Below are 16127 nucleotides of genomic sequence, written 5' to 3' on the forward strand. Positions count from 1 at the left end.
TCCGGGCGAAACGGGGAGGGGCACCGCCTGCGCGGCGCCCCAGCTCCCTTATTCCGCCGCCTCGGCCAGACCGTCGTCTTCCTCGAGTGCCTTGAGCTCGACGTTGAGGCCCAGCGAACGCATTTCCTTGACGAGCACGTTGAAGCTCTCCGGGATGCCGGCCTCGAAGGTGTCGTCGCCCTTGACGATCGCCTCGTAGACCTTGGTGCGGCCGACCACGTCGTCCGACTTCACCGTCAGCATCTCCTGCAGGGTATAGGCCGCGCCATACGCCTGCAGTGCCCAGACCTCCATTTCGCCGAAGCGCTGACCGCCGAACTGCGCCTTACCGCCCAGCGGCTGCTGGGTGACGAGGCTGTACGGCCCGATGGAACGCGCGTGGATCTTGTCGTCGACCAGGTGGTGGAGCTTCAGCATGTAGATGTAGCCCACGGTCACCTTGCGGTCGAACGCGTCGCCGGTGCGCCCGTCGTAGAGCGTCACCTGACCCGACGGATCGAGCCCTGCCATCTCCAGCATCCGCGACACGTCCGCTTCGCGGGCGCCGTCGAACACCGGCGTCGCCATCGGCACGCCGTTCTTCAGGTTCTGCGCCAGCTCGACGATCTCCTCGCCGTCACGGGCGTCGATCTCCGCATGGTACTGCTCGCCGTAGATGGTCTTGAGGCGATCCTTGACCGCGTCCGGCATCGCGCCGAACGACGGGTTCGGATTGGCCTCACGCCACTGCTCCAGCGCCTCGGTGACCTGCCGGCCAAGACCGCGCGCGGCCATGCCCAGGTGGGTCTCGAAGATCTGACCGACGTTCATGCGCGACGGCACGCCCAGCGGGTTGAGCACCAGGTCGACGGGAGTGCCGTCTTCCAGGAACGGCATGTCCTCCTGCGGCAGGATGCGCGAGATGACGCCCTTGTTGCCGTGACGGCCGGCCATCTTGTCGCCCGGCTGCAGCTTGCGCTTCACTGCGACGAAGACCTTGACCATCTTGAGCACGCCCGGCGGCAGCTCGTCCCCACGCTCCAGCTTCTCGCGGCGATCCTCGAACTTCTCGCGGATCTTGCGGGCAGCCTCGTCGTACTGGGCCTTCACGGCTTCCAGGTTCGACTGGACCGTGTCGTCGGCGACCGCGAACTTCCACCACTCGTGGCGGTCGACGCTGTCGAGCACGTCGCTGTCGATCACGACGCCCTTCTTGACGCCCTTGGGCGCCGCGGTGGCGGTCTGGTCGAGCAGCATCTCGCGCAGGCGGCTCCAGGTCGCCCGGTTGAGGATCGTGCGCTCGTCGTCCGAGTCCTTCTTCAGGCGCTCGATCTCCTCGCGCTCGATCGCCATCGCGCGCTCGTCCTTGTCGATGCCGTGACGATTGAAGACGCGGACGTCGACGATCGTGCCGGCAACGCCCGGCGGCAGACGCAGCGACGTGTCGCGGACGTCGGAGGCCTTTTCACCGAAGATGGCGCGCAGGAGCTTTTCCTCCGGCGTCATCGGGCTTTCGCCCTTCGGCGTGATCTTGCCGACCAGGATGTCGCCCGGCTCGACCTCGGCACCCACGTACACGATGCCCGCCTCGTCGAGGTTGCGCAGCGCTTCCTCGCCGACGTTCGGGATGTCGCGCGTGATGTCCTCCGGCCCGAGCTTCGTGTCGCGGGCCATCACCTCGAACTCGTCGATGTGGATCGACGTGAACACGTCGTCCTTCACGATCCGCTCGGAGATGAGGATCGAGTCCTCGTAGTTGTAGCCGTTCCAGGGCATGAACGCGACGAGCGCGTTGCGGCCCAGCGCCAGTTCACCGAACTCGGTCGACGGACCGTCGGCCAGCACATCGCCCGCCTTCACCACGTCGCCCACCTTCACCAGCGGGCGCTGGTTGATGCAGGTCGACTGGTTCGAGCGCTGGAACTTCATCAGCGTGTAGATGTCCACGCCGCTTTCGTTCGCATCGACGTCACCGGTCGCACGGATCACGATGCGGGTCGCGTCGACCTGGTCGACCACACCGGCACGCTTGGCCGAGATCGCGGCGCCGGAATCCCGGGCCACGGTCTCTTCCATGCCGGTGCCCACGAACGGAGCCTCGGCCTGGACCAGCGGCACCGCCTGGCGCTGCATGTTCGAGCCCATCAGTGCGCGGTTCGCGTCATCGTTCTCCAGGAACGGAATGAGCGAGGCCGCGACCGACACCAGCTGCTTGGGGCTGACGTCCATCAGGGTGATCTGGTCACGCATCGCCATCAGGAACTCGCCTGCCTGACGCGCGGAGATCAGGTCCTCGACGAAGCGACCCTCGGCATCGAGCTCGGCGTTCGCCTGCGCGACGGTGTGCTTCTGCTCTTCCATCGCCGACAGGTAGACGACCTCGTCGCTGACCTTGCCGTCGATGACCTTACGGTAGGGCGTCTCGATGAAGCCGTACTTGTTGACGCGCGAGAACGACGCCAGCGAGTTGATCAGGCCGATGTTCGGGCCTTCCGGCGTTTCGATCGGGCAGATACGGCCATAGTGGGTCGGGTGAACGTCGCGGACTTCGAAGCCCGCACGCTCACGCGTCAGGCCGCCCGGCCCGAGCGCCGAGACGCGACGCTTGTGCGTCACTTCGGAGAGCGGATTGGTCTGGTCCATGAACTGCGACAGCTGCGACGAACCGAAGAACTCGCGCACCGCGGCGACCGCGGGCTTCGCGTTGATCAGGTCGTTCGGCATCACCGTCGAGACGTCGACCGAGCTCATGCGCTCCTTGACCGCACGCTCCATGCGGAGCAGTCCGACGCGATACTGGTTCTCCAGCAGCTCGCCCACCGAACGCACGCGGCGGTTGCCGAGATTGTCGATGTCGTCGACTTCGCCCTTGCCGTCCTTCAGGTCGACCAGCGTCTTGACGACCGCGAGGATGTCCTCGGTGCGGAGCGTCGTGACCGTGTCCTCGGCGTCGAGGTCCAGGCGCATGTTGAGCTTCACGCGGCCGACGGCCGAGAGGTCATAGCGCTCGGGATCGAAGAACAGGCCGCCGAACAGCGACTCCGCGGTCTCCAGCGTCGGCGGCTCGCCGGGGCGCATGACGCGATAGATGTCGGACAGCGCCTGCTCGCGCTCCTCGGCCTTGTCGGCCTTGAGCGTGTTGCGGATCCACGGACCGGTGGTCACGTGATCGATGTCGAGCAGCTCGATGCGATCGATGCCGGCCTTGTCCAGCAGCTCGAGGTTCTCGGCCGAAACCTCGTCGCCCGCCTCGATGTAGATGCGGCCGGTGGTCTCGTCGATCAGGTCATAGGCGCTGTAGCGGCCGTAGATTTCCTCGGTGGGGATCAGCAGGTCGGTGAGACCGTCCTTGCCGGCCTTGTTGGCGGCACGCGGGCTGATCTTCTGGCCGGCCGGGAAGATGACCTCGCCGGACTTCGCGTCGACGATGTCGAACGCCGGCTTCTGGCCGCGCCAGTTCTCGGCGGCGTACGGGATCTGCCAGCCACCCTCACCGCGCACGAAGGTGACGGTGTTGTAGAAGTGGTTGAGGATCTCTTCCGAGTTCAGGCCCAGCGCGTACAGCAGGCTGGTGACCGGCAGCTTGCGCTTGCGGTCGATGCGGACGTTGACGATGTCCTTGGCGTCGAACTCGAAGTCGAGCCACGAGCCGCGGTACGGGATCACGCGCGCCGCGAAGAGATACTTGCCCGACGCGTGGGTCTTGCCGCGATCGTGGTCGAACAGCACGCCCGGCGAGCGGTGCATCTGCGAGACGATGACGCGCTCGGTGCCGTTGATGAAGAAGGTGCCGTTCTCGGTCATGAGCGGCATGTCGCCCATGTAGACGTCCTGCTCCTTGATATCGAGAACCGAACGGGCTTCCGTATCGGGATCGACCTCGAACACGATCAGGCGCAGCGTGACGCGCATCGGCGCCGCATAGGTGATGCCGCGCTGGCGGCACTCTTCGACGTCGAACTTCGGATCCTCGAGCTCGTAGGTCACGAAGTCGAGTTCGGCGGTGCCGGCGAAGTCGCGGATCGGGAAGACGCTGCGCAGCGTCTTTTCCAGGCCCGAGACATAGCCCGTCGACGGATCGCTCCGCAGGAACTGCTCGTAGGATTCGCGCTGAACCTCGATCAGGTTCGGCATCTGCACCACTTCGTGGATGTCGCCGAACACCTTGCGGATACGGCGCTTCGCGGTGCCGTTCTCGATTGCCTTGGTCGCCATGGGAGTAGGTCGCCTCGCTTGGTCAAATTTCGCGCCCGGGAAGCCCCGGGCAGATGCGCGAACGAGACGCAAAAAGCCGCGTCATCCCTGATGGGATCGCAGCTTCGGGGCGTCTCGAAAGACCTCGGCCGATCCATTCGTCCAATGCGTTGCGCGACGACGCATCATTTCCCGATCGTGAGGCAGAGCCGGGATATAGGGCACGGGTCGGAAACAGTCAAGGAATCGCGAACCTTGGGTGAGGGCGTGGCTTGATCCCGAGCCGAGGGGTGTGATTCGGCCTGGCGCAGCATTGCCACGGTCCGGCGCACCGAGGCCTGATGGGTGCTGGCGGCGCGGACGCGGATCGGCGTTGGCGGAACGCATGACCATTCGCGCCATCGCTGCAACCACCGTTCTTCTCCTGCCTCTGGCCGCCGCCGCGCAGGATGCGGCGCCAGGACCGGTGCCGCTTCCCTGGACGCTGCCGCCCGGCAACAGTGTGACACCGCCAGCGGTCGAGCCGCCGGCAACGACGCCGCCCGGTCCGGAAGCGGAGCCCAGGCCGACGCCGACCCCGCGCCGGACCGCGCGCCCGCAGCCGACGGCGACGCCCGCGCCAACACCGGTCGCGGCGCCACGACCGCGGCCGACTCCTTCGCCGACTCCCGAAGTGGCGCCAACGGCTGAACCAGCGCCGGAAACCGCGCCGACGCCCGAGCCGACGCCGGTGGTCCAGGCCGAGCCCGAGCCCGAGGCCGAAGCGGCGCCGGAGCCATCGGTCGCAACCGACCTGCCGCCGGCGACGCCTGAGCCCGCAGGGGAGTCGCGCAGTTCGCTGTTGTGGATGCTGCTCGCGGCAGGGCTGGTCGCCGCACTAGCCGCGCTGCTGTTCTGGCGCCGCCGCAAGCCCGAAGACACCCCGGACGAGGTTACCGAAGTGGCGGCCGAGCCTGCGCCCCTCGTGGCGGCCGCACCGGAGCCTGCCACTCCGGTGGAACCCGCGACACCTGCGCAGCCGCGCTTCCTGAACCGCGCGGTGCCCCGCCCTGCGCCGACGCCTGCTGCTCCGCCCCAGGCATCCGAGCCGGAAGGCCCGAGCTTCCTGACGCGTCCGATGCCGGAACCAGAGGGCCTGGTCGTGTCGACCGCGTTCCGCACGCCGCCCGCCACGCCCGCCCCGGCTCCAGCGCCAGCGACAGAGCGGGCGCCGCTCGACTTCACTTTCCTGCCAATGGCGATGGGCACTGACGGCGACAAGGCGGTGGTTCGCTTCGAACTCGGAGCCAGCAATCCGACCGACATGGCTGTGCCCGAGCTGCGCTTTGCCGCAGGCCTGTTCGGCGCCAGCCCGCAGCAGGATGCCGAGATCGAACGCTTCTTCGCGGAACTGCCGGTCCATGCGCAGCTCCAGCCGTTCCCGGTGGCGGCAGGGGAGGCCCGCAAGGTCGAGGCGACCGTGTCGCTGCCGCTCGACAACCTTCCGGTGCTGAGCGCCGGCGAGCGCCGCTTCTTCGTGCCGGTGATGGCCATCGACGCGCGTTACCGCTGGTCCGATGGACGCGAGGCACGCACCCGCGTCGCCTTTGTGGTGGGTCGTCAAATCCAGGGCAGCGACAAGCTGGCACCGGTGTTTCTCGACCGTGGCGACCGGATGGTCGATCGGCTCGAGGCGCGGCTCCACGGTGAGGTTCGTCGGGACTGAGGGAGGCACAGCCTCGCCTAGCCTCTTCCAGGAGGCGGGCGGGGCCGTGACATCGCCGGCGGAAGCTGGGGCTTCCGAGAGCAGCGGGCTCCTGCGCAGGCAGGGGCCCAGGGCCTAAGCCGCTGTACTCGACCGGCCTTACAGAAAAGCGCGTGAGCTCCGGTGTCGGGCTTCTAAGGCGCGTTTGCACGGCAAGGCGCAGGGCCGCGTCTGCGTCGGCCGAAGCGGCGACCCGTATTCGGCGTCTTCAAGCACGAAAAAGGGGCGGCTCCTGGTCGGAGCCGCCCCTCTTCTTGTCGGCAAGTGCCGCCCGGCCGAAGCCGGACGTCGCTTACTTGACCTCGACGGTCGCGCCGGCGCCTTCCAGCTGCGCCTTGATCTTGTCGGCTTCGTCCTTGGCGATGCCTTCCTTGACCGGCTTCGGCGCGCCCTCGACGAGAGCCTTCGCTTCGGTCAGGCCCAGGCCGGTGATCGCGCGGACTTCCTTGATGACGTTGATCTTCTTGCCACCGTCGCCGGTGAGGATCACGTCGAACTCGGTCTTCTCTTCGACAGCAGCAGCGCCGCCAGCAGCGCCGCCAGCAGCCGGAGCAGCCGCAACCGCAGCAGCGGCCGAAACGCCCCACTTCTCTTCGAGCAGCTTCGAGAGCTCAGCGGCCTCGAGGACAGTCAGTTCGCTCAGCTGGTCGACGATCGCGTTCAGGTCAGCCATGTGTAATCTCCAAAATCAGATAGTTCGGGTTGATAGTCAGGGCAGGGGCGCCGATCAGGCGGCCTCCTGTTCCTTGTCCGCATGCGCCGCAAGCACGCGAGCGATCTGCGCCGCCGGTGCCTGGGTGATGGTCGCGAGCTTGGTCGCAGGTGCCACGATGAGCCCCACGATCTTTGCGCGCAGCTCGTCGAGCGACGGCAGGCCGGCAAGTGCCTTGATACCTTCCGCGTCGAGAAGCTGGCCGCCCATCGCCCCGCCGACGATCTCGAGCTTGTCCGTGGTCTTGGCGAAGTCGTTGACGACCCGGGCAGCAGCCACGGGGTCGACAGACGTCGCAAGCGCGGTCGGCCCGGTCAGCAGGTCGGCGATAACCGAGTAATCGGTGCCTTCCGCTGCGATCTTGGCAAGGCGGTTCTTCGCGACCTTGTAGCTGGCGCCGGCTTCGCGCATCTTCGTACGGAGTGCCGTCGACTGGGCGACGGTCATTCCGAGGTTGCGGGTGATGACCACCACGCCGACCTCGTTGAAGGTGCGGTTCAGCTCGGATACCAGCTCACTCTTTTGAGCGCGATCCATGCCGTTCTCCTCACAAATGGGCGGTGCGCTAGGCACAGCCCGGTACATGTCCCGATGGCGAACCACCGGGGGCGACGTGTCCGAGGGGCATGGGCTCTGGTGCCAGCGGATCAACCCGATGGCGGACCCGGCGCTGCGGATGCAGGTCGCCAGGAATAGAATCACCTTCCCCGTCTAGGCAGGGCATTAAGCCGGAAGCCGGCACCTGCTGTCTCGGACGGCGAGCCGGACGCGCACGCGCGCCGGATCAGGTGGCGCCCATAGCAGACCGGCGCGGCGAAGCAAGCGAAACCGATCGGGGTCCCGGAACGAAACAAGCCGGTCCCAGCAACTTAGCTGCTGCTGGTAAACATCGGGAGCCAAGCTGGTAAACGAAACGTTAAGACTCGGCTCGTGGCACGGTGCCACGGCCCGGAGGCCGTTCAATGCGTTTCGCCCGTTCTCTTTTCCTTGCAACTGCGCTCGCGGGCACGGTGCTCGCGGCCGCGCCGGTTCTAGCTGCGCCACCGCAGCCGAAGGTGGTGAGCGTGATGGAGACCGGCGGCGTCCTGCAACCCGGCGAATATCTCTGGGCGCCGGAAGGCGTGCCGCCGGGCAAGCTCGCCATCGTGGTCGATCTCCGGCGCGAGCGGCTCTACGTCTATCGTGGCGGCGTGGAGATCGGGCGGACGCTGATCATCTATGGCGCGGACCACAAGCCGACCCCGACGGGCAGCTTCCCGATCCTGGAAAAGGATCGCGACCATGTCTCGAACCTCTACAATGCGCCGATGCCGTACATGCTGCGGCTCACCTGGGGCGGCGTCGCGATCCACGGGTCGGGCGAGGACGTCGACAGCCGCTACGCGACCCACGGCTGCATCGGCGTCCCCGACGAGTTCGCAGCGCTGCTCTATGCGCAGGCCAGGAAGGGCGACACCGTCCTGGTGACGCGAGACTGGATGCCGGAGGTGTATGGCACCGAGGGGGTGCAGGTGGCCTCCGCAGACTAGCGAGGTGCTCGCGGAGCCGAACGCAAAAAAAAGCCGGCCGGACCATGGGTCCGACCGGCTGTCTCTTATTCAAAAGCGCTTGGCTTACATCTTCACCGAGACGCCGACGTACATGAAGCGACCGACGTTGTCGTAGATCGCGTCCTCGCCGTTGCCCAGCAGGCCATAGGGCGGCCGCTTGTCGGTGAGGTTGTCGATGCCGCCATAGAGACGGAACTGGTCGTTCACCTCCGCCGACGCACGGATCGCATGATAGAACACACGCGGATAGTAGACGACGTCCGCATAGTTCGGATCAAGCGCGGGCACGCCATAGGTGTCGTGCTGGGCTTCCCAGTCGGTGATCGACTGGCGGCCGATGTAGCGCAGCTGGTAGCCCAGCGTGACGTTCTTGTGGGTGTAGTCCGCCGAAAAGTTGATGTTCCAGATTGGATCGCCGAGTTCACCCTTGATCCGCTCGCGCTGCTCTGGATTGTCGAGGTACGGATAGTCGTCCCGCGTGCGCACCCAAGTACCGACTGCCCGCAGCGCGAGGCGGTTGTCCGCGTCGAAGCTGTGGTTGTAGGCGATATCCATGTCGATACCGCGCGCCTGGAGCGCCGCGAAGTTCACCGTGCTCTGCAGCAGCGCGGTGGGTGCGAACTCGCCATTCGCCTGGCGCGGATTGATCAGACCACAGAACTGGTTCTCCAGCGAAGCCGCGTCATAGCACGCGTCGAGGATGGTCTGCGCGTCGACCGAGGCGATCACGTTGCTGATCTTGATGTCGTAATAGTCAGCGGTGATCGCCAGTCCCGGCAGGAATGACGGCTGAACGATGACGCCATAGGTCCAGCTGCGCGAGCGCTCGGCTTCCAGGTTCGGATTGCCGCCAGACAGGATCTCCGTACTGCCCGCGCGTGCCGCATTGTTGACGAAGCCCGTCGGAACGCCCGCTGCGGCGCAGTTGGCGACGCGGTTCGGTCGACCCGTGTTGATGAAGTTTACATCGCACGGATCGTTGAGCTGCGCGAAGTTCTGCGTGGGCGAGGAGTAGAGGTCCGAGAGGGTCGGCGCGCGTACGGCCTTCGAATAGTTCACGCGGAACTTGATGTCGCGGACCGGTGCGTAGATGCCGCCCACGTTGTAGGCCCAGACGGTGCCCGTCGAACCCTTGTAGTCGGCGACGCGCACGGCGCCGGTCGCGGTCAGCTCCTCTGCAAACGCCATGTCGCGCAGAACCGGCAGTTCAATCTCGCCATAGGCTTCCTTCACTTCGAAGGACGGCGGGTTGAACGGCGGAATGGCGTTCAGGAAGGTCGCGCCGCTGCTCACGAGCTCGTCATAGGCATAGGACGCGGTTTCGCGCCGGTATTCCGCGCCCAATGCGAAGCGAACTGGACCACCCGGCAGTTCGAACAGCTGCGAGCTGTCGCCGACGACGTTCGCATTGATGTCGAATTCGGTGGCCTTGCCCGTGCGAGTCGAGTTGGTGTTGATGTAGTTCAGCGCCGCCTGGCTCGGCGCACCTTCGCCAAGGACGTTGAGCGGCACGCAGTTCGGGTCGGTGACCGACGCCTGGTTGATCCGGCAGACGATCTCGCCCGCACCGTTCCGCACCGCGTCGACCGCGTTGTAGAAGTTCTGATTGATGCGGTTGTTATAGAAGGTCGAACGACTACGGAACTCGCCATAGTTGACCGAGAAATCGTACTTCCAGTCCTCGTTGAACGTACCTTCGGCGCCGACGACGATGCGATAGGTGTCGCGGCGGTCATATTCGTCGCGCGTGCCGAAGTCGTTGTTGTTCCGGTTCAGACGGAAGAAGGTCGCACCTGCCGGCAGCATCGAGCGGATCGTCGCGGCTGCACCGGGCTGCAGATACGGGTTGTCGAGCGAGATCGGGATGCCGATCGACTGGCGCGCGAAGCCCGAATTTGCGGGGCGGAGAATATCGTTCCCGTCATCATCGGTATCTGCAACCAGACCCTGCTCGCCACCCTGGGCGAAGGTCGGCGTGCCCTGGTTGAAGCTCTCCACTCGGACGAACTTGGCTTCGAAGAACGGCTTGAATCCCTCCGACACGTCGTAGTGACCAAGCAGGTTCGCGACATAGCGCTTCAACGACGGGTTGAGTGTGCCGCGGTCGTTGAGGATCGCGCCGTCGCCGCCATTGTTGTTGTTCGAGCCGGCAGGACGGAAGTCCTGGCCGTAGTTGTACTCGCGCAGCGAACCGTCGGTGTTGAAGCCGAACACGCGCGGATAGCCGTTCGGCAGGCACGCCATGGTCACGCCGTTGCCGCACGTCCCGATGCCGGCGCCGCTGTAGGCGATGAAGTTGCCGCCGTTGTCATAGCCGAAGCTGCGAACGCGGTTCAGATAGGTGCGGTTGGGGGTGTCGTTGTCGGCAGCCGGGCTGTCTACCAGCTGGAACTGCCGGCGGCCCGTGAAGGCGCCGGTGAGGTCCGGGCGGTCGCTGTAGGTCAGCAGGTTCTGACGGTTATACTCAAGTGCAAGCGCGATGTTGCCGCGGCCCTCGGCGAAGTTCTTTCCGAACGTGCCCGATACGCGATAGGTACCGCGATCCCCCTCGTCACTGAGGCCGCCCTGCGCGTTGAGCGTGATGCCGTCGAAGTTCCGCTTGAGCACGAAATTGACGACGCCGGCCATCGCGTCGGAACCGTAGACGGCCGAGCTGCCACCCGTGACTACGTCCACCCGGTCGAGCAGGTCGGTTGGAATGGTGTTGGTGTCGACCAGGAAGTCGCCTTCCGATCCGGTAATGTGACGGCGGCCGTTGACCAGCACCAGCGTGCGGGTGACGCCGAGGCCACGAAGGTCGAGGAAGTTGACGCCCGAGGTGCCAATGTACTGGGTCGAGTTCGCCTGACTGTAGGTCGAGCGCAGCGACGGCAGGTCGTTCAGTACGTCGCCGACGACGACTGCGCCGGTGCGAGTCAGGTCCGCCGCAGTCACGCTGGTCACCGGAATTGGCGAGTTGAGCGTCGGGCGGGAAATGCGCGAGCCGGTAACGACGACTTCGCCGCCCGTATCCTCGAGCGCGGGAGCCGGAACCTCGGTCTGGGGAGCGCCGATCTGGTTCTGGTCGGTGGAGGCCGAATCCGCGTCGGCCGGGGTGGTGGTCTGCGCAGCAGCGCTGCCGGCGAGAACCAATGCGATGGTGGAGGCCGTCAGCCCGAGGACTGCCTTCCGTACAAATACGCGTGTCATGTGAAACCCTCTGTCTACACGGCTGCCCGTTACTCGGCTGCGCCAGCTAGACGTGAGACACCCCTCCCGCACGAAGAACAACATGCTGCGCAGCATTGCTGCAAAAACATGCAGGGTGTTGTCTACGGGCAACACTATGTAAACAAAGGTAAATAGTGCCGTCCCGCAGATCCTCCCGGCCGCACAAACAAAAAGGGCCGGGATCGCTCCCGGCCCTTTTCCGTTTGTATCGAGTCCCGAAGGGATCAGGCGGTGGCGACTTCCGCCACGTCCACCCGCACGCCCGGGCCCATCGACGAAGAGAGCGCGACCTTCTTCAGGTACTTGCCCTTGGCGCCCGACGGCTTGGCCTTGACGACCGCGTCGACCAGCGCGTCGAAGTTCTCGCGCAGGTCCTCAGCCGAGAAGCTCGCCTTGCCGATGCCGGAATGGATGATGCCGGCCTTCTCGACGCGATACTCGACCTGACCGCCCTTGGCGGCTTCCACGGCGGCTGCGACGTTCATGGTCACGGTGCCGAGCTTCGGGTTCGGCATCAGGCCCTTGGGCCCCAGCACCTTACCGAGGCGGCCGACCAGGCCCATCATGTCCGGGGTGGCGATGCAGCGATCGAAGTCGATCTTGCCGCCCTGGATGGCTTCCATCAGGTCCTCGGCGCCGACGACGTCCGCGCCGGCTGCCGTTGCTTCGTCAGCCTTGGCGCCGCGGGCGAACACGCCCACGCGGACGGTCTTGCCGGTGCCCTTGGGCAGGGTCACGACGCCGCGGACCATCTGGTCGGCGTGGCGCGGATCGACGCCCAGGTTCAGCGCGACTTCGACGGTCTCGTCGAACTTGGAGGTCGCGTTGGACTTCACCAGCGCGATGGCTTCGTCAACGCCGTGCAGCTTCTCGCTGTCGATCGTCCAGGTCTTCTGCTTCTTGGTCAGCTTGGCCATGATCTCAGCCCTCCACCACTTCGAGGCCCATCGCGCGGGCGGAGCCTTCGATGATCTTGGTCGCTGCCTCGATGTCGTTGGCGTTCAGGTCCTTCATCTTCGCGGTGGCGATGTCGGCCACCTGCGAACGCTTGATCGAACCCGCGGTCACCTTGCCCGGCTCCTTGGAGCCCGACTTCAGGTTCGCTGCCTTCTTGAGAAGGTAGGTCGCCGGCGGCGTCTTGGTCTCGAACGAGAAGGAGCGGTCGGCATAGACGGTGATGACGGTGGGGAGGGGGGTGCCCTTCTCGACGTCGCCGGTCTGCGCGTTGAACGCCTTGCAGAATTCCATGATGTTCACGCCGCGCTGACCCAGCGCCGGGCCGATCGGCGGCGACGGGTTGGCGGCACCAGCTGCAACCTGCAGCTTGATATAGCCGGTGATCTTCTTTGCCATGTTTCTCACTCTGTAGCGGGGCAGGGTCTGGCGACCTCGCCCGTTTCAAGTTTAGCGGTTCGATCGGCCGCCCGATGGACAGACGCCTCCCGCAAGTTTTCCACGCATGACGTTGGAAGGCGCGCGCATAGCCGAAGCGGGGGCGAAAGGCAATTGGCCGTGCCGGAGCCTCAGACCCGTGCGAACCAGATGACGTGCATCGGTCCCTTGCCATTCTCCCGGGCGCGGACGCGAACCTCGTCGACGGCAAAGCCCGCCTGGGCAAGTCGCCGTGCGAATGCCGGATCGGGCGCGGCCGACCACACGGCGAGAATGCCGCCCGGCCGCAGCGCTGCCCGGGCTAGCGCCAGCCCGCGCGCCGTGTACAGGCCGTCATTCTCCTGTCGGGTAAGACCGTCAGGACCATTGTCGACGTCCAGCAGGATCGCGTCATAGCGCTCGGGGCCTGCCGCAGCCTCGCCGATTGCCGAGCCTACGTCGCCTATCCGGATGGTGACGCGCGGATCGTCCACACATCCCTGGGCGAGTTCCGCCATCGGGCCGCGCGCCCATTCGATGATGCCGGGCACCAATTCGGCAACAGTCACCTGGGCGTCGGGACCTACCAGGCCGAGCACCGCACGCAGCGTGAAGCCCATGCCATAGCCGCCGATCAGCAGCCGCGGTGCCGGTCTCGCCCCGAGACGATCGCAGGTCATGGTGCCCAGCGCGACCTCGGATCCGCGCATGCGGCTGCTCATCAACTCATTGCGTTCGAGCAGGATCATGAAGTCGCCGCCGCGGCGAACCAGCCGCAGCGGCGGCCCTCCCGGGACCTCGGCGACTCCGATCAGCTCGCGCGGAGTCACCGCTTGCGGGCTTTGCGCGCAGCGTATCGCGCGTCGCGAGCGGCTTTCAGCTCTTCCGCCGTCTTCTGGGGCTTGGGCGCAGCAGGTGCCTGGGCGGCACGGGCTGCCTCCGCCTCGGCCAGCTTGGCTGCCCTCTCGGCTTCGGCGGCCTTCAAGCGCTCGGCACGGCGCTCGGCCGCGGCAGCCTTGCGGGCTGCCTGGGTCGCCTCGCGCGCCGCGATGGTCGCCGGATCCGCGGCGGGCTTGTTGCGGAGCTTTTCGAGCGCCGTCTGCTTGGCAGCACGCGATGCGGCTGCACGTTCGGAGAAATCGGGAGTCTTGTACCCTGCCATGTCTAGTCCGTCATGGGTCGCGACCGTCGCGACCGGAGAGGGAGCCCTTTAGACCAATCTCCCGCAGAGTCTCGCATGCGAATGGTGCGGATCCGGCTACGATGTCGAAAACGGCCTGCAGAACCCTTCAGTATCTATGCCCAGCTGCGTGGCCGCGTCCACTTCAAGGCTTGAGTGCTTGATGCCTCGTCGCAAACTGCTTGCTGGAAAGGCCGATGCACCTGTACGTGACATTTCGATGACCCCCCCTCCACCGGACCAGTCACGCGATCGCCGGATCGAGGATCCTACCAACCTGTGGGTCATACACCCGGCGGGGCGGATGCTGCTGCCCTGGTTCATCGCACGGGGAATCTCGGCAAACGCAGTGTCGGTCGGGGGGCTGACGCTCGGCGTCTTGGCCGCTCTCGCCTTCGGCCGCTGGGAACACTGGCCGTTCGTCGTGGCGGGATCGGTGCTGTCGGTCGCTTGGCTGATCGCCGACGGACTCGACGGCATGATCGCGCGGGCGACCGGCACGGCAAGCCCGCTCGGACGGGCACTCGACGGCCTGTGCGATCATGGCGTCTTCATCCTGATCTACCTGGTTCTCGCCTCGTCGATCGGCACGCTCGATGGCTGGTTGCTGGCCATTGCAGCAGGTGTCGCGCACGCGCTGCAATCGAACCTCTACGAAGGCGAGCGCGCGCGCTTCCACCGCCGGTGCAAAGGATTGGCCTCGGCGCCCCCGCAACCCAGTCGCAACCCGCTTGTCCGGTTCTACGACCGCATTGCCGGGACGGTCGATCGGTTCGCCCGTCCGTTCGACGACGCCCTCCGCAACAGGAGCGACTCCGCGCGGCTTGCGGCTGTCTATGGCCAGCAGGCGGCCCGGCCGATGCGGTTGATGCGGTTGCTGACCGCCAACACGCGGGTCGGAGCGATCTTCGTCGCGTGCCTGGCGGGCGATCCGCGGCTGTTCTGGTGGTTCGAGATCGGACCGCTCACCCTTGTTCTGATCATCGGGCTGGTCTGGCATCGCAGCGTCGAGGCCCGACTAGCCCGCAGCGCGTCTCCGGTGGAGCGCGCCTTTTCCTCTATTCCAATCATCCAGTCGAAGGACGTGAAGAAGTAATGCCGAGCATCAACATCGCAGTCGTCGGCGTCGGTAACTGCGCCAGTTCCCTCGTTCAGGGACTTTCCCACTATCGCGACGGCGCCAACGAGCGGACGGGCCTGATGCATTGGGACCTTGGTGGCTACCGCCCGAGCGACATCAAGGTCGTGGCCGCCTGGGACGTCGACCAGCGCAAGGTCGGCAAGGATGTAGCGGAAGCGATCTTCGCCAAGCCGAACTGCACCGCCATCTTCTGTGCCGAAGTCGAGCCAACCGGCGCGATCGTTCAGATGGGCAAGGTGCTGGACGGCGTCGCCGAGCACATGTCCGAGTACAAGGACGACCGCACCTTCCTGCTCGCCGACGCGAAGGAGCCGACGAAGGAAGAGGTCGTCGCAGCGCTCCGCGCGACCAACACCGACGTGCTGATGAACTATCTGCCGGTGGGCTCCCAGGCTGCGACCGAATTCTACGCGGAATGCGCGATCGAGGCAGGGGTCGCGTTCGTGAACAACATTCCGGTCTTCATCGCCAGCAACCCGGAATGGGCGAAGCGGTTCGAGGATGCGGGCGTGCCGATCGTCGGGGACGACATCAAGGCGCAGCTCGGCGCGACCATCGTGCACCGCGTGCTGACCGACCTGTTCGCCAAGCGCGGCGTGAAGCTGGAGCGGACCTACCAGCTCAACACCGGCGGCAACACCGACTTCCTCAACATGTCGAATCATCGCCGCCTGGAGTCCAAGAAGATCTCCAAGACCGAGGCAGTGCAGTCGGTCGCAGCCGAGCGGCTCGAAGAGGAGAACGTCCACATCGGCCCGTCCGACTATGTGCCGTGGCAGAACGACAACAAGATCTGCTTCCTGCGCATGGAAGGCTCGATGTTCGGCGGCGTGCCGATGAACCTCGAACTGCGTCTTTCGGTCGAGGACAGCCCGAACAGCGCCGGCGTCGCGATCGACATGATCCGCTGCGCCAAGCTGGCGAAGGACCGCGGCCTCGCCGGTCCGATCGACGGCGCCTCCGCCTATTTCTGCAAGCATCCGCGCACGCAGATGACCGACGACCTCGCCCAGCAGGCGGTGGAAGCGTTCGTCGCGGCCCATTGA

Annotated in this window: 12 protein-coding genes; 4 read left to right on the plus strand and 8 right to left on the minus strand. The window is 65.8% G+C overall.

The features are described 5' to 3' along the window. Nucleotides 1-48 precede the first annotated feature (48 nt). Nucleotides 49-4194 (minus strand): DNA-directed RNA polymerase subunit beta, encoded by a 4146-nt coding sequence (gene rpoB, locus VPH46_RS09025; RefSeq protein ID WP_416610610.1) that lies wholly within the window; start codon nucleotides 4192-4194, stop codon nucleotides 49-51. Nucleotides 4195-4558: 364 nt separating this feature from the next. Between rpoB and VPH46_RS09030 the strand changes: the two genes are divergently transcribed. Next, nucleotides 4559-5878 (plus strand): hypothetical protein, encoded by a 1320-nt coding sequence (locus VPH46_RS09030; RefSeq protein WP_416610612.1) that lies wholly within the window; start codon nucleotides 4559-4561, stop codon nucleotides 5876-5878. A gap of 331 nt (nucleotides 5879-6209) precedes the next feature. On the opposite strand, the gene rplL is transcribed toward VPH46_RS09030, so the two are convergent. Together rplL and rplJ are read right to left on the minus strand one after the other, a co-directional pair. Continuing rightward, nucleotides 6210-6590, minus strand: a complete 381-nt coding sequence (gene rplL, locus VPH46_RS09035) for a 50S ribosomal protein L7/L12 (protein WP_125960766.1) — start codon at nucleotides 6588-6590, stop codon at nucleotides 6210-6212. A 54-nt stretch (nucleotides 6591-6644) separates the two neighbouring features. Next, nucleotides 6645-7166, minus strand: coding sequence for a 50S ribosomal protein L10 (rplJ, locus tag VPH46_RS09040; RefSeq protein ID WP_416610614.1), 522 nt, complete (start codon nucleotides 7164-7166; stop codon nucleotides 6645-6647). Between the two features lie 425 nt (nucleotides 7167-7591). Between rplJ and VPH46_RS09045 the strand changes: the two genes are divergently transcribed. Next, nucleotides 7592-8158 carry a L,D-transpeptidase family protein gene (locus VPH46_RS09045; protein WP_416610615.1) on the plus strand — a complete coding sequence of 189 codons (567 nt, stop codon included), beginning with the start codon at nucleotides 7592-7594 and terminating at the stop codon, nucleotides 8156-8158. An 84-nt stretch (nucleotides 8159-8242) separates the two neighbouring features. Here the strand turns inward: VPH46_RS09045 and VPH46_RS09050 are convergent, their stop codons facing one another. From VPH46_RS09050 to VPH46_RS09070, 5 genes are all read right to left on the minus strand, one after another. Next, nucleotides 8243-11368, minus strand: coding sequence for a TonB-dependent receptor domain-containing protein (locus VPH46_RS09050; RefSeq protein ID WP_416610617.1), 3126 nt, complete (start codon nucleotides 11366-11368; stop codon nucleotides 8243-8245). A gap of 245 nt (nucleotides 11369-11613) precedes the next feature. After that, on the minus strand, nucleotides 11614-12306 hold the full coding sequence (gene rplA / locus VPH46_RS09055; protein ID WP_125960770.1) for a 50S ribosomal protein L1: 693 nt from the start codon (nucleotides 12304-12306) through the stop codon (nucleotides 11614-11616). Nucleotides 12307-12310: 4 nt separating this feature from the next. Continuing rightward, nucleotides 12311-12742: a 50S ribosomal protein L11 gene (gene rplK, locus VPH46_RS09060; RefSeq protein WP_125960771.1), complete on the minus strand. Its 432-nt coding sequence runs from the start codon at nucleotides 12740-12742 to the stop codon at nucleotides 12311-12313. Nucleotides 12743-12912: 170 nt separating this feature from the next. Beyond that, a complete protein-coding gene (locus tag VPH46_RS09065; RefSeq protein ID WP_416610620.1) occupies nucleotides 12913-13590 on the minus strand; it encodes a spermidine synthase in 678 nt (225 codons plus the stop codon). Further along, entirely contained in the window at nucleotides 13587-13922 is a 336-nt protein-coding gene (locus tag VPH46_RS09070; RefSeq protein WP_125960773.1) for a DUF6481 family protein, read from the minus strand. Before VPH46_RS09070 ends, VPH46_RS09065 begins: the two co-directional genes overlap by 4 nt. Nucleotides 13923-14160: 238 nt before the next feature. Here VPH46_RS09070 and VPH46_RS09075 point away from each other — a divergent pair, with 238 nt between their 5' ends. Together VPH46_RS09075 and VPH46_RS09080 are read left to right on the plus strand one after the other, a co-directional pair. Further along, a complete protein-coding gene (locus VPH46_RS09075) occupies nucleotides 14161-15036 on the plus strand; it encodes a CDP-alcohol phosphatidyltransferase family protein (protein WP_416610623.1) in 876 nt (291 codons plus the stop codon). Then, the gene (locus VPH46_RS09080; RefSeq protein WP_416610625.1) at nucleotides 15036-16127 is read left to right on the plus strand and encodes an inositol-3-phosphate synthase; all 1092 of its coding nucleotides are present in this window, start codon (nucleotides 15036-15038) and stop codon (nucleotides 16125-16127) included. Before VPH46_RS09075 ends, VPH46_RS09080 begins: the two co-directional genes overlap by 1 nt.

Origin of the sequence: Sphingomonas sp. MJ1 (PH-R8), from assembly GCF_048058635.1 — a bacterium.
Taxonomy (GTDB): Bacteria; Pseudomonadota; Alphaproteobacteria; order Sphingomonadales; family Sphingomonadaceae; genus Sphingomonas.